Annotated in this window: 12 protein-coding genes; 6 read left to right on the top strand and 6 right to left on the bottom strand. The window is 55.0% G+C overall.

Annotation, left to right across the window (positions count from 1 at the left end):
• Positions 1-100: 100 nt before the first annotated feature.
• Positions 101-1,774 (bottom strand): peptide ABC transporter substrate-binding protein, encoded by a 1,674-nt coding sequence (locus tag AS89_RS0104840; RefSeq protein ID WP_010131266.1) that lies wholly within the window; start codon positions 1,772-1,774, stop codon positions 101-103.
• A 424-nt stretch (positions 1,775-2,198) separates the two neighbouring features.
• Between AS89_RS0104840 and AS89_RS0104835 the strand changes: the two genes are divergently transcribed.
• Complete coding sequence (locus AS89_RS0104835) at positions 2,199-2,702, top strand: YHS domain-containing (seleno)protein (protein WP_010131265.1); 504 nt, start codon at positions 2,199-2,201, stop codon at positions 2,700-2,702.
• A 153-nt stretch (positions 2,703-2,855) separates the two neighbouring features.
• On the opposite strand, the gene AS89_RS0104830 is transcribed toward AS89_RS0104835, so the two are convergent.
• From AS89_RS0104830 to AS89_RS0104815, 4 genes are all read right to left on the bottom strand, one after another.
• Positions 2,856-3,104 (bottom strand): DUF6482 family protein, encoded by a 249-nt coding sequence (locus AS89_RS0104830; protein ID WP_010131264.1) that lies wholly within the window; start codon positions 3,102-3,104, stop codon positions 2,856-2,858.
• A 159-nt stretch (positions 3,105-3,263) separates the two neighbouring features.
• Positions 3,264-4,499 carry a Na+/H+ antiporter NhaA gene (nhaA, locus tag AS89_RS0104825; RefSeq protein WP_010131263.1) on the bottom strand — a complete coding sequence of 412 codons (1,236 nt, stop codon included), beginning with the start codon at positions 4,497-4,499 and terminating at the stop codon, positions 3,264-3,266.
• A 108-nt stretch (positions 4,500-4,607) separates the two neighbouring features.
• Positions 4,608-5,549 carry a sodium-dependent bicarbonate transport family permease gene (locus AS89_RS0104820; RefSeq protein WP_010131262.1) on the bottom strand — a complete coding sequence of 314 codons (942 nt, stop codon included), beginning with the start codon at positions 5,547-5,549 and terminating at the stop codon, positions 4,608-4,610.
• On the bottom strand, positions 5,550-5,783 hold the full coding sequence (locus AS89_RS0104815; protein WP_010131261.1) for a hypothetical protein: 234 nt from the start codon (positions 5,781-5,783) through the stop codon (positions 5,550-5,552).
• Positions 5,784-5,941: 158 nt separating this feature from the next.
• Between AS89_RS0104815 and AS89_RS0104810 the strand changes: the two genes are divergently transcribed.
• Positions 5,942-6,877 (top strand): LysR family transcriptional regulator, encoded by a 936-nt coding sequence (locus AS89_RS0104810; protein ID WP_010131260.1) that lies wholly within the window; start codon positions 5,942-5,944, stop codon positions 6,875-6,877.
• A gap of 94 nt (positions 6,878-6,971) precedes the next feature.
• Positions 6,972-8,732, top strand: coding sequence for a phytoene desaturase family protein (locus tag AS89_RS0104805; RefSeq protein ID WP_010131259.1), 1,761 nt, complete (start codon positions 6,972-6,974; stop codon positions 8,730-8,732).
• An 80-nt stretch (positions 8,733-8,812) separates the two neighbouring features.
• On the opposite strand, the gene AS89_RS0104800 is transcribed toward AS89_RS0104805, so the two are convergent.
• A complete protein-coding gene (locus AS89_RS0104800) occupies positions 8,813-9,004 on the bottom strand; it encodes a hypothetical protein (RefSeq protein ID WP_138976367.1) in 192 nt (63 codons plus the stop codon).
• 268 nt (positions 9,005-9,272) lie between these two features.
• Here AS89_RS0104800 and AS89_RS0104795 point away from each other — a divergent pair, with 268 nt between their 5' ends.
• The 3 genes from AS89_RS0104795 to AS89_RS16930 all read left to right on the top strand — a co-directional run bounded on the left by AS89_RS0104795 (position 9,273) and on the right by AS89_RS16930 (position 13,444).
• On the top strand, positions 9,273-9,527 hold the full coding sequence (locus tag AS89_RS0104795; RefSeq protein ID WP_010131257.1) for a DUF2164 domain-containing protein: 255 nt from the start codon (positions 9,273-9,275) through the stop codon (positions 9,525-9,527).
• Positions 9,528-9,896: 369 nt separating this feature from the next.
• Complete coding sequence (gene katG / locus AS89_RS0104790) at positions 9,897-12,074, top strand: catalase/peroxidase HPI (protein ID WP_010131256.1); 2,178 nt, start codon at positions 9,897-9,899, stop codon at positions 12,072-12,074.
• Positions 12,075-12,328: 254 nt separating this feature from the next.
• On the top strand, positions 12,329-13,444 hold the full coding sequence (locus AS89_RS16930) for an N-acetylmuramoyl-L-alanine amidase-like domain-containing protein (RefSeq protein ID WP_010131255.1): 1,116 nt from the start codon (positions 12,329-12,331) through the stop codon (positions 13,442-13,444).
• Positions 13,445-13,731 lie beyond the last annotated feature (287 nt).

Raw genomic sequence — 13,731 nt, 5'->3', positions numbered from 1 at the left:
CTACTTGTTCTGAAGCGCTTCCATACCTCTTGGGAACTTTTGGCTTCCCTGGAACTGACAAAGCCCGGGAGCGGCAAAGCGTTCCCGGGCTTTTTATCAATTAATGTTCGATGATCCACATGTCCTTGGAGTAGTAGTTGTCCAGTGGATCGGGTGCATATCCACCCACATGCGGCTTCACCAGGTGTTGGGTCACGTACTGGTAAATTGGGGCGATTGGCATATCCTGCGCGAGAATTTCTTCGGCCTTGGCGTAGTATTCCGCACGCTTGGTCACATCGATCTCTTTCGCACTTTTCGCAAACAGCTCGTCATACTTCGGATTACTGTATTTTGCGTAATTGCTGCCGCCGTCGGTTAACAGAAGCTTCAGCATGGTGGATGGTTCATTGTAATCACCGATCCAGCCGGCGCGGGCGATGTCGAAGTCGGTATTGGCGCGGGTGTCCAGGTAGGTTTTCCACTCCTGGTTTTCCAGCGTCACATCCACATGGCCAAGAGTTTGCTTCCACATAGCGGTAATCGCTACAGCCACTTTTTTGTGGTTGTCATTGGTGTTGTAGAGCACACTGAACTTAAGCGGATTCTGCTCGTTGTAGCCAGCTTCTGCCAGCAGCTCTTTTGCCTTGGCGACTCGCTCAGCTTGAGTCTTCTGGCTCCATGCGGTGGGCGGGGCATCAAAGCCTGTTACGATTCCTGGAGTCAGGTGGAATGATGGCTTCTCGCCGCGGCCCATCACTTTGTTGGCCATGATTTCACGATCGATTGCATAGGCAAGTGCACGACGCACGCGGGAGTCATTAAACGGCGGCTGGGTGGTGTTGAATTCGTAATAGTAGGTTCCGATATACGGCGCTGTTCTTACTTCATCAGCACGCTCTTTGCGTAGACGATTGATATGTTCAATGGGCACTTCGAAAGTGAAGTCGATCTCGCCCGCTTCGTAGCGTTTCAGCTCAGCATTCGGTGATTGTATTGGCAAGTTGCGCACTTTTTGCAGCTTCACATTGTCGGCATCCCAGTAGTGCTCATTTTTCACATATTCGATGCGTTCATTCACCACCCACTCGGTCAGCCGGAAGGCACCGTTGCCAACAAAGTTGCCAACGCGGGTCCACTGGTCACCGTGCTGCTCAACGGTGCCTTTATGCACCGGCGAGGTGGAAGCATGCACCAGCATAGAGATGAAGTAGGGGACCGGCGCTTGCAAAGAAACCTTTAGAGTATGTGCGTCCAGCGCTTCAACACCGAGGTTTTCTGGTGGCTGTTTACCTTCGGTAATTTCCTGGGCATTTTTCACCTTGCCGGCGGCCAGATACCAGGCGTATTTGGATGCTGTAGCGGGATCCAGAATTCGGCGCCACGAATAGACAAAGTCCTCGGCCGTTACCGGATCACCATTCGACCACTTGGCATCCTTGCGCAGGTTAAAGATGTAATGCTGGTTGTCCTCTGTGGTCCAGCTTTCGGCAACGCCCGGGCGTACACCACCGTCGGCCGAAGCAATAACCAGTGTTTCCATCAGGTCACGCAAGATGGCCGATTCGGGAGTGCCAGAAATCTTGTGCGGGTCGAGGGTTTCTGGTTCTGAGCCGCCACCGCGCACCAGGGTTTGGTCGGCTGCCAGTTTGGTCGGGTCTAATTTGACCGCCGCTTGCTTGCTGGTCTCGGAGCCTGAATCGGAGGCGCCGCAGCCGCCGAGCGCTAGCAGTGCTGCCAGTACCGGCGCAAGTTGCCAGATACGGCTGCGTTTCAGATGCAGTTGGGGAAACATTATTTAGTCCTCAATGGTTCTCGGGGAACCTGTGCTTATTTTGTGTTTGAGTTTCGTGAATTTATTAGTTGGTCAGAATTTATACATCAGACCGGCGCAAAAAGTTCCGCGTTAAGCACAGAAAATACCGGTCTTGTCATTCAATTGCTAGGTATAGCAAAAGGTAGCGACTCCCGCCGAGCGGATTACGGGTGTTGACCGTCCCCCGGGCCCAAGGCGCCTTAAAAATATACAAAGATGCTACTCCTCCTGTCGTAACAGGCCTTCGTATTACCGAAACTGTCCACTGATGGGCCAATAGTGCCAATAAACCGGTTGTGGCCCTGTAGCCAATGCAGGCTTTTCCCGTACACTCAGGTTGGGTGATCTAGTTGCGTACCCAAGGCCTATAAAAATACTTTGAACACATACTCAAGGATGTTTTATGTTGCTTCGTACCGCTCTCGCCGTCCTTTTAGGGTTCACCTCCGCAGTTGCTCTGGCGGATGACAGTCAGCCCAAAGCCATCCCTGTTCAGTCAGCGGTGATCTCCGCCGACAAGAATGTCTACTCACACTTTTTCCGCGATGCGCTCAAGGGCGCCGATGTGGTGGCCTATTACAGCCTGAAACCCGGCGAAAAAGCGGTTAAGGGGTTAGCTAATATCACCTATGAATGGGGTGATGTGACCTGGCGTTTCGCCTCTCGGGAAAACCGTAATCTATTCGCCGCAGACCCTGCAAAGTACGTGCCCGCCTATGGAGGCCACTGTGCCTACGCCATGTCCAAAGGGTTCGAAGCTCCCCCCCGGCCAGACAGCTGGGTCATCATCGACGGCAAGCTGTATCTGAACAACAACGCGAAGTCCTTTGAAATCTGGGAGCGGGATACCGCCGGCAACATCAGCAAGGCGAACCAGAATTGGCTGGAAATCAATACAGCAGAGTGAGCGGCTGATCGAGGGGCACGGAGCGGGAGGGAAGGTTCCGTGCCGTTGCGGTACTGCGGGGGCACGGGCCCGGTCCTGCTGGAATACCTCAGACCCGACTCAACAACTTTTCTGGCTGTGAGTGCCCAGCTCCATTGTTCTAGCTCCAATGTACTAATTCCAATGTAACTGGACCTTGAGCGGACCCGTATCGTCGCCGAGCCCGCACATTTCCTCGTAGGGAGTGCGCTGCTCAAGCCAGACTTCGTCGTAAGCACGGGGGTTGACGTAGTCCTTGATCTCCTCAAGGCAATGGAATCGCAGAGGCCGGTGATCGCGACCCTCAAGTGGATGAACACCGTTCTCATCTACGGTGTTAACCAAGTACGTCTGTCCTTCCAGCGAGATGATCTGCAGATTCATATTGCCTCCTTCCACGGCTCTTTCAGAATGAAGAGCCGCACTTACACAGTAAAAGCTTAATGTGGCGAAGCAGGCGCAAACAGGTCAGCAGTCAGTAGGGTGCTGGCTCCTTGTCAGTGCCTGACTTCGTAATTCAGCGACCTCCACCTGTATCTACGATTACGCTTTGCCAGCGGATGATGCTTGAAACATTCCGGCGCGCTGTTCATTCGGTGCGGCACCCTCTTCTGCCGGTGTTCGGCAGGAGTAGTAAAGCACCGCAATACCGGCTACTGCTGACAGGAAGGATCCAAGCAGTACACCCACTTTCACATTTTCTTGGTAGGAAGGGGGATACCCCTCAAACGCCAGGGTGCCAATAAACAAGCTCATGGTGAATCCGACACCACACAGCAGGGCAACACCGTAAACATGTATCCAGTTGGCGCCAGCCGGCAGCCGCGCGAGACCACTCTTCACGGTGAGCCAGGCGGTGGAAAAGATGCCCACCTGGTTACCGAAAAATAATCCGAGGGCGATGCCAAGGGTGACCGGGTTCAGCAAACGCTCGATAGAAAAACCACTCAGGGAGACGCCGGCGTTCGCAAAGGCAAATACTGGCAGGATCATTAGTGTTACCCAGGGCAGCAAGCCATGTTCCATCCGGTGCAGCGGCACACGGGGCTTTGCGCGGTTGACGCGCAGCGGGATAAACCAGGCGGTAAGGAAGCCCGCGAGCGTCGCGTGCACACCAGACTTGAGCACCGCAATCCAGATGATGATGCCGATTAGCACATAGGGGGCGAGATTAGTAACGCGCGACCGGTTGAGCATAAACAGTGCCGCGAAACCTGCGGACGCGACCCCCAGCGAAACCATGGACAGGTCACTGCTGTAGAACAGCGCAATAATCAGGATGGCACCGATGTCATCAAAAATAGCCACCGACAGCAGAAACAGCTTCAGGCTGACCGGCAGGCGCTTGCCAAACAAGGTGAATACGCCGATGGCAAAGGCGATATCGGTTGCCGAGGGTACCGCCCAGCCGCGCATGGTTTCCGGGTTATCAAAATTGATTGCGGTATAGATGAGTGCCGGGAACGCCATGCCTGCAATGGCCGCGAGGCCGGGCAATATCACCTGATCCTTGGAAGACAGGTGGCCTTCCAGGACTTCGCGTTTTATTTCCAGGCCTACCAGAAGAAAGAACAGCGCCATAAGTCCGTCGTTGACCCACAGCAACAGCGGTTTCTGGATGGCGAAGTCGCCAAAAATGACGGCAACGGTGGTGTTCAGCCCGTCGAAGTAAAAACCCTGCAGTGCGGAGTTTGCCAGAAGCATGGCGATGACGGCGGCGGACACCAGCAGTATCCCGCCGAATGATTCGTGTTCAATCAGTTTTCGTACAGCAGTCATTGCTGCTTGTCCTCCATGATCGCCCCGGGCGCACACCGGCGCGCGGGGCTCATCGTGTTATTTTTCCAGATAGAGGCGCGTTGATTCAGCGCATTATTGTGCCATCGCTCACGCGAACAGCGTGTGTATATACGTTGCGAGCGAGAGATAGATTGGTATCCCGATTAATACGTTGAACGGGAAGGTGATCGCCAGTGATGCGGTGAGTGGCAGGCTCAGGTTCGCCTTTGGCAGGGCGACGCCCAGGGCTGCCGGTGCCGCGATGTACGACGCACTGGCACCGAGCGTTGCCAGCAGCGCGACACCGCCGGTGGAGAAGTCCATGCCTACCGCAAGCAACCCGCCGATGACCGCGCCGATGAGCGGCATGACGATGGCAAAGCTGGTGAGGAAGGCACCGTTGCGCACCACCTCCGGGAAGTACCGGGCTGCCTGACAACCCATATACAGCAGGAACAAGGCCAGAGCGCCATGGAATGCCGTGCTAAACATCGCCATGACCTTAGCGCTGCCCTCGACACCGGCCAGCCAACCAATCAGCAGGCCACCGAGCAACAAAACGCAGCCCTGGTTTAGCAGCAGGGTGCGCCAGTTGAGTGCAGATGCCTCGGCGCCGCGGCGGGTGGCGAGATAGATACCTAGAGCGATGGCGGGTACCTCAAGCAGCACCACGAACAGCGGGAAGTAGGCCTCGTAGGCAATGCCACGGCTCTCCAGCAGTGCGACCGCGACGGCGAAGGTGCCGACGCTAACGGAGCCATAATGCGCAGCCGTTGCGGCGGCGTCCGTACGGTCCCACTGCCCAAATTTGCGCAGGATGGGGTAGGCGATAAACGGCAGAATCAGGCCCAGCAGCAGTACCACCAGTGCCTGGGGAATGAGCGTCGCACTGGCATGTTCGCTCAAGGCAACGCCACCCTTCAGGCCAATCGCCAGCAGCAGGAAAAGGGTCAGGCCCTGGTACAGCCCGCGGGGAAAGTCGATACGGCCGCCAATCAGGGTGGCGGCCATACCGAACAGGAAGAAAGCGACAACAATATCGATGGCCATTTAGCGCGCACCTTCACTGGTCGCCGGGGCGCTGGAGAGATTGGGCAGTCGCGCCGGTAGTGCACGGGCGCGCTTGACCAGTGGGACAATCAGGTCGGCGAGGTTGAGCAGGCACAGGCCGACCCCGACCGCTGCCAGCGCCCAACCGGTAATACCGGCAGAGGCGAGTGCAGTGCCAAGCCCGAGGACCGTGGCGCCGCAGAAAAGACCAAACATCCGTTGCTGTTTTTGCATGTTGCTTACCCTTTTAGTTGGTTGATTCACCCTGTGAGAGGTGTGTCTGATACGAATTGGGGGCAATTATGTGGGCTGTCATGCATAAGCAAAAATAGATATTATCTAATGTTTAATTAGATATTTATCTATACATCTAGACCGAGGGAACTGCTTCGATGAGTCGATTACACGCTCGCGTGGGGACCATCCGCCAGCTGGAGATCCTGTGCGCACTCAAGGATCACGGCAGCGTAATGGCTGCCGCCAAAGCCCTGCACCTTACTCAGCCAACGGTATCCATGCAGTTACGCAAGCTGGCGGAAGCGGTGGAGATGCCGCTGTATTTCCAGGTCGGGCGGCAGATACAGCTCACCGATGCGGGCCTTGCCGTGGTCGCCAGTGCGCGGGAAATCCTCTCGTGCTTTGAACGCCTGGATATGAACCTCACCAAGATGCGCGGGCTGACCGCCGGTACCCTGCGAATCGCCGTGGTCACCACCGCCAAGTACTTTATCCCGCACCTGATCGGCGATTTCTGCCAGCTGTATCCGGATATCAACGTGGAACTGAAAGTGGGCAACCGCGAGCAGATCTCCCAACGTATGGCCGAGGGCATCGACGACTTCTGTGTGTTCAGTCATCCACCCAAGAAGACGGAATACCTGCTCACGGAATTCCTGCCCAACAACTTGGTGGCGATTGCCCCACGCGGGCATGCGCTGAGCCAGGCCGGGCGCATACCACTGCAGGAATTTGCCCGCGCACCGGTATTGATGCGCGAACAGGGCTCCGGCACCCGCTATGCCATCGAGCGCCACATGGAAAAGCACAACTGTGACCTCAACATACGCATGACCATTGAGAGCAATGAGGCCGTCAAGCATATGGTGATGTCGGGTATGGGCGTGTCGATTCTGTCTGAACACGCCCTGAGCGTCGGTGATTCGTCCGGCCTGGTGGTGCTCGATGTCGAAGAGCTGCCGATCAAGACCAACTGGTTTCTGGTGCGCTCGCGCAGCCGGCCAATTTCCCCGGTCGCAGAGGCGCTACTCGACTTCGTAAAGCAGGAAGACCGGCTCGCGCAGCTCACCACGATGCTACCGCGGTGGTGACCATTCGCATGTAATTGGCCAAGGCCGCTGATAGGAAGCGGCCATTGCAGCGCGCCTGGTCAATGACTAAGGTAGGGAACAAATAACGATAATCATGCAGAGGTCCACCGCCGTGGAAACGACCGTGCAACGCCAGCCATCTGAGCCCCCTTCACCTGCTCCCGGATCCGAATCCACAGCCAAATCGGCCCTCAAGCCTAGCCGGCTGCGCATCGGTCGGCGCTATCGTCCCAGCCGTCTCAACGGCCCCTACGATGCCATCATCATCGGCTCCGGTATCGGTGGGTTGACTGCCGGCACTCTGCTCAGTGCCAGCGGCAAAAAGGTACTGGTACTGGAGCAGCATTACACCGCCGGTGGCATGACCCACGCCTATGATCGCAATGGCTATGAATGGGATGTGGGGGTGCATTACATTGGCGACGTGGGCGCTCATCCCACCATGAGCCGTCACCTATACGATTTTCTCTCTGCGGGCACCCTGAAGTGGGCGCCCATGGATCCAGCCTACGACCGGATTATTCACGGTGATAAACAGGCCGATTTGGTGGCCGGCCGCGAGGAATTTGTACAGGAGCTGCTCAAGCGTTTCCCCGACGAAGAGGCCGCGTTGCGCGAGTATCTCAAGCGCTTGGCGGAGGCCAGCCGCTTTATGCCGATGCTGGTGACGGAAAAGGTATTGCCGCGCTGGTGTGGGCCAATGATGCGTGCTCTGCGCCGCTGGCGGTTGCCCGATTATGTATTTAAAACCACGCGCGAAGTCCTGCTGGAGCTGACCAGCAACGAGGAATTGATTGCGGTACTGGCCGGGCAGTGGGGTGACAATGGCATGCCACCGTCGGCAAGCAGCTTTGTGATCCATGCGATGATCGCCCGCCACTATCTGCACGGAGCCTATTACCCGGTGGGTGGCTCCAGCCGTATCGCCGAAAGCATTATTCCACAGATCCAGGCTACCGGCGGCGAGGTGTTTACCTACGCGGAAGTCGAAACCATTTTGCTGGATGGCAATCGCGCGCGCGGCGTGCGCATGAAAGATGGCACCGAAATCGAGGCGCCCATCGTTATCTCCGGTGCCGGTGTATTCAACACTTTCGAGCGACTGTTACCACACAGTGCATCCGAGCGCGCGGGCTACGACCGGGACCTTGAGTCAGTGGAACCTTCCATGTCGCATCTGTGCCTGTATATCGGCCTGCAACACACCGCCGAGGAACTCGGCCTCCCCAAAACGAACTACTGGGTATATAGCAGCGCGGATTACGATCGTGACATGAAGGCATTTATGGAAGATATGGCGGCGGACTTTCCGCTCGCGTATATCTCATTTCCCTCGGCAAAAGATCCCGATTTCCTGCGTCGCTACCCTGGCCGCGCCACCATCGAAATCGTAGCCCCGGCGCGCTACGAATGGTTCAAAAAATGGGAAGAGGAAACCTGGGGCAAGCGCGGTGAAGAATACGAAGCGCTAAAAGAAAAATTCAGCCACCGTATGCTAGAGAAACTGTTTACCCATTTCCCACATCTGCATGACAAGATCGACTATTACGAGTTGTCCACCCCACTATCGACAAAGCACTTCTGTGCCTACGGCAGTGGCGAAATCTACGGCTTGCAACATGGGCCATCGCGCTGGCAGCAGAGCTGGCTGCGACCGAAAACCCGCATCAGGGGTTTGTACCTCACCGGGCAGGACATCGTCAGCTGTGGCGTCGGTGGTGCCATGTTTGGCGGTGTGATTACCGCACAGAGCATCTTGGGTTTACGCCGCGGCCTGCCATTGCTGCGTAAAGTGTTCTCGGGAAAAAAAGTACCTTTTCCCAAGACGGAGTCTGTTGAAACGATATTGCCGTAAAAGTGTGACCTCTTACTGTGGGCCGACGAAGTGGCCCACAGTGTATTCGTCGTAAAATTTCCGCATAAAAAGAACGATAGCTATTCGGGCGAATTTAGCTCGACCCAGGGTGCGCCGTTGTGCCATGCGTGTTCGCCGGTCGTGACCGCATCGAGGCTATAGTCGGCCATCGCCGAACAATCGACAGCAGCTTCCGCCTGGCTTCCAAAAAGGGCGATAAATAAAGTAACTGGCGGTGCGCTATTGCGCCACAGAGAAATATGTTTGAACACGGTACGCCTCATATGTAGTTGAATTTATTACATATTCTCTCTGGCGTAGGGGCTTGTTATTTATATTGGCGGGCTCTGACGGCTGTTATTGCCAAGTAATTTACCAGTTTATTTGCTAGAAAAAAATCCGTTAATGATCAATATCGTCCACGATGGGATATCGGTATTATTCACGTATATGCAGTGCGCCTGTTGTAGAAACTGAAGTCTGGATAATTTCAATTGATTTCTGCCTGTTGGTTGGTTTGATCGATATAAAAAAGGAAAAATGGAAAAACTAAAATTTTCTGAAGAAGAAAAACGGCAGATTATCCAAAAAGTAAAGCTCTACTTTACTGAGGAGCTGGATCAAGATATCGGAAATTTCGACGCAGAGTTTCTTATCAACTTCTTCGCTGAAGAGATCGGAGCATATTTCTATAACCGTGGTCTCTACGACGCCCAGGCACTGTTCGCCAAGAAGGTAGATGAGTTGGCTGATTCTATTTATGAGTTGGAGCGCCCAACAGAATTCAGCAAGTAGTACTTTGGCCGAATCGCGCGTCAGCATATTGTCTATCTCGGTGGAAGTAATGATTGCTACCCGCCTCCGCAGTCGATATGGACTTTTTTTAATCGGAGCCTGCCAGTCATTCTGTGCAGACTGCGCTTTTGGATCTGAATATGGGATACCTATTCCAAAATTCTGGCGCCTCACTAATCGCCAATTGCTAACAGGTGGTACAGCAGACAGTGCCACATGTTATAGAAAGGTAAGTGTCCAAATAAGACAAACTTTAGTCGCGCTCAAATGCTGAAGAGGTGTTGTAGAGGTGCTGACGAGCTGCTGTTAGCTCCAGGACAAAAGCCAAAGAGGCTTGCGTGTTAATCGACAGATAACGGGAAGTGAACCATGACAGACAGCAATACGATTTCCGCCAACCAGTGCCCGGTGGCGCACGGCAGTATGACCGAGTGCGGTGATTCGGTAATGGCTTGGTGGCCCAAGGCTCTGAACCTCGCCATCCTGCATCAGCACGACAGCAAAACCAATCCACTATCCGCAGACTTTGATTACCGGGAAGCGGTGAAGACTCTTGATTTCGATGCCCTGAAACAAGACTTACATGCCCTGATGACCGACAGCCAGGCGTGGTGGCCGGCGGACTGGGGCCACTACGGTGGCCTGATGATCCGCATGACTTGGCATGCGGCAGGCTCCTACCGAATTGCCGACGGTCGCGGTGGCGCGGGCACCGGTAACCTGCGTTTTGCACCGCTGAACTCGTGGCCAGACAATGGCAATCTTGATAAGGCGCGCCGCCTGCTGTGGCCGATTAAAAAGAAATATGGCAATAAACTGAGCTGGGCCGATCTGATTGCCTATGCCGGCACAGTCGCGTATGAATCCATGGGTCTGAAAACATACGGATTTGCCTTCGGCCGGGAGGATATTTGGGGTCCGGAAATCGATACCTATTGGGGATCAGAGCGCGAGTGGTTGGCGCCAACTGGCAGCAAAGGCAGCCGCTATTCTGGTGAGCGTGATCTGGAAAACCCGCTGGCGGCCGTAATGATGGGGCTGATCTATGTGAACCCGGAAGGGGTCGACGGTAATCCGGACCCTGTAAAAACTGCACACGATGTACGCGTGACTTTCGCGCGCATGGCCATGGACGATGAGGAGACTGTGGCACTGACCGCCGGTGGCCACACTGTCGGTAAAGCCCATGGCAATGGCGATGCCGCACTACTCGGTCCTGAACCAGAAGCAGGTGCAGTGGAAGACCAGGGTTTCGGCTGGGTAAACAAGACCAAGCGTGGTATCGGCCGCGACTCCGTGACCAGTGGATTGGAAGGCGCTTGGACGACTAATCCTACTGAGTGGGACAGTGGTTATTTCGACATGCTGCTCAATCATGAGTGGGAGCCGAAAAAAAGCCCGGCTGGTGCCTGGCAGTGGCAGCCGGTCAACATTAAGGAAGAAGACAAGCCGGTGGATGTGGAAGATCCCTCCGTCCGCACGAGCCCGATCATGACCGACGCCGATATGGCGATGAAGATGGACCCGGCGTATCGCAAAATTTCTGAGAAGTTTTATAAGGACCCGGCTGCCCTTGACGACGCCTTCGCCCGCGCTTGGTTCAAACTCACCCACCGTGATATGGGGCCCAAAGCGCGCTACATCGGTCCGGATGTGCCGAAGGAAGACCTGATCTGGCAGGATCCGGTACCCACTGGTACCACCGACTACGATGCTGATGCCGTCAAAGCGGAGATCGCTGCCAGTGGCCTGAGTATTGGAGATATGGTGGCCACGGCCTGGGATAGCGCGCGCACCTTTCGGGGTTCGGATAAGCGCGGTGGTGCCAACGGCGCGCGTCTTCGCTTAGCGCCACAGAAAGACTGGGCCGGCAACGAACCAGAGCGTCTTGCGAAAGTCTTGTCCGTACTAGAGCCAATCGCCAGTGGGGCCGGAGCCAGTATCGCAGATGTGATCGTGCTGGCGGGTAACTTAGGCGTGGAGCAAGCGGCAAAGGCGGCGGGTTTTGATATCACCGTACCTTTCTTACCTGGCCGCGGGGACGCGACCGAAGAAATGACCGATGTGGAAGCCTTTGAAGTACTTGAGCCGTTGCACGACGGTTACCGCAACTGGCTCAAAAAAGACTACGCAGTGCAGCCTGAAGAGATGCTGCTAGACCGCACCCAACTGATGGGCTTGACCGCACCCGAGATGACCGTGCTGCTCGGAGGAATGCGCGTCCTCGGCACCAATCATGGCGGCAGCAAACACGGGGTTTTTACCAATCACGAAGGTGCGCTGAGCAATGACTTCTTCGTCAACCTTACCGACATGGCGAACACCTGGAAACCCACTGGTAAAAACCTGTACGAAATTCGTGACCGCAAAACCGATCAGGTGAAGTGGACCGCAACGCGGGTGGATCTGGTGTTTGGCTCAAACTCTATCCTGCGCGCTTATGCGGAAGTCTATGCACAAGACGACAATAAGGAAAAATTTGTACAGGACTTCGTGACCGCGTGGGTAAAGGTAATGAACGCAGATCGATTTGATACCCTCGCGTAACTTCGTGCGAAAGAGCGATGACTATGCGTGGGGTGGTGTGCTACCCAAGTGAGATTCGCTACCGACGCCCGGTTATCATACACTCAAGACCCTTGGCAGATGTGGCTGCTTGCTACAGTCTCAGGCCAGGTGGAAGGTTGGCGAAAGTCGCTCCTGGCATCACTTACGAATGGGCTTAGTCCACCTTTAGAGCTCTGGATCTGTCCTCCTTTTGTGCCCAATAAAAATTTTTAAGAAGCAGACGTAATCAAGTTATGAAACGATTTGGCAAGGCTCTATTAGCTGGTGTTGCTGTAGCTACACTTCTCAGTGGTTGTGCTGAGAAGGCTGAACGGGTTCACCTCAGTGTTGAGGAAAAAGAGCTGGCTGCGGAAGTTGGTATTTCTGAGCAGCAATACAGCTTTATCAAAGAATCCCAGCTCTATGAGCTATCGCCACGACAGACCGACCAGTATCTACGTGTGCTACACAAGCTCGAACCTGATTTGCGCAAGCGCATTGGTTTGATCGCCGAGAAAAATATTGGGCAGCCGTACGAGCTTTATCTGCTGGGCGAAGGACCCGTCGAGCCATATGATGCCCAGCCACTGTTTGAGTTGGGCAAGAGCGACTGCGTGGTATTTGTTGAGCATACATATGCCATGGGCCTGTCTGACAACTGGAGCGATTTTTTTACCACGCTGCAACATCTCCGTTACAAGCACGGCGAGGTTGGCGTCGTCACGCGCAACCATTACACGGAATACGACTGGAACCGCAACAACGCGTGGCTGGTTGAAGATATTAGTGGTGTTGTAGGCGAAGAGGTAACAGAACGCTATCAGCAGGTGATTAATAAAGAGCGATTTTTTGCCAGTCGGTTTGGCATAGATGTGCCCGCTGAAAATGTGTCCGTTGATGAAGTGTATATTGGCAATGAACACATCGCGCAAATAAGCCCACACTTGCAAACCGGTGATTTCGTGAACTTCGTACGCGGCAATAGTGACAATGCCTGGATCAGTCACGTTGGTATCATCAAGGTGGAAGAAGATGGCAAGGTGAATGTTATTCACTCGACTTCACCGGCGGTGCGCAAAGAGGGCTTGCTAGAGATGGCACAGGAGTCTGTAGAGGCACAAGCCGAGCGTCTTGCCCGAGGTAAGTCGGCGATTCTCGGGTATAAGTTCCTGCGCCTGCGCGAATCACCAATGGCTAACCTGGCGGCGAAGTTTGATGGCACTATTCCACCAGTCACTATGAGTAGCCGCAAGCATATGTACCTGACGGACCAGCAGGTAGAGCAGAAGTTGCAGCGAATGAAGGTGCAAATTCTCGCCGAGCGCAGTGCGTCTGAGGAGGCTGAGGCTGAGTTGTATGCGAGCGAGTAGGTAGGGCTTGGTGCTTGTGGCGGGGCAGACCGGACGCGGGAGGTCACCCGAGAGGATCAGCTCCCTTTGGTCGCTGCTCTACGGTGGCTTTGCCACCTCCGAGTCGAACCTGGGAGTTGGGCGAAGGCTTCGGATTTGGATGGCATATAAAGGAGGTCACCCGAGAGGATTAGCTCCCTTTGGTCGCTGCTCTACGGTGGCTTTGCCACCTCCGAGTCGAACCTGGGAGTTGGGCGAAGCCCTCGGACTTGGACGATATATAAAAAAAGGCGACCGTACGGTCGGTC

This window comes from Microbulbifer agarilyticus S89 (genome assembly GCF_000220505.1).
GTDB lineage: Bacteria > Pseudomonadota > Gammaproteobacteria > Pseudomonadales > Cellvibrionaceae > Microbulbifer > Microbulbifer agarilyticus_B.
The sequence above is the reverse complement of the archived record's forward strand: the minus strand, read 5'-3'. Positions and strand labels throughout refer to the sequence as shown.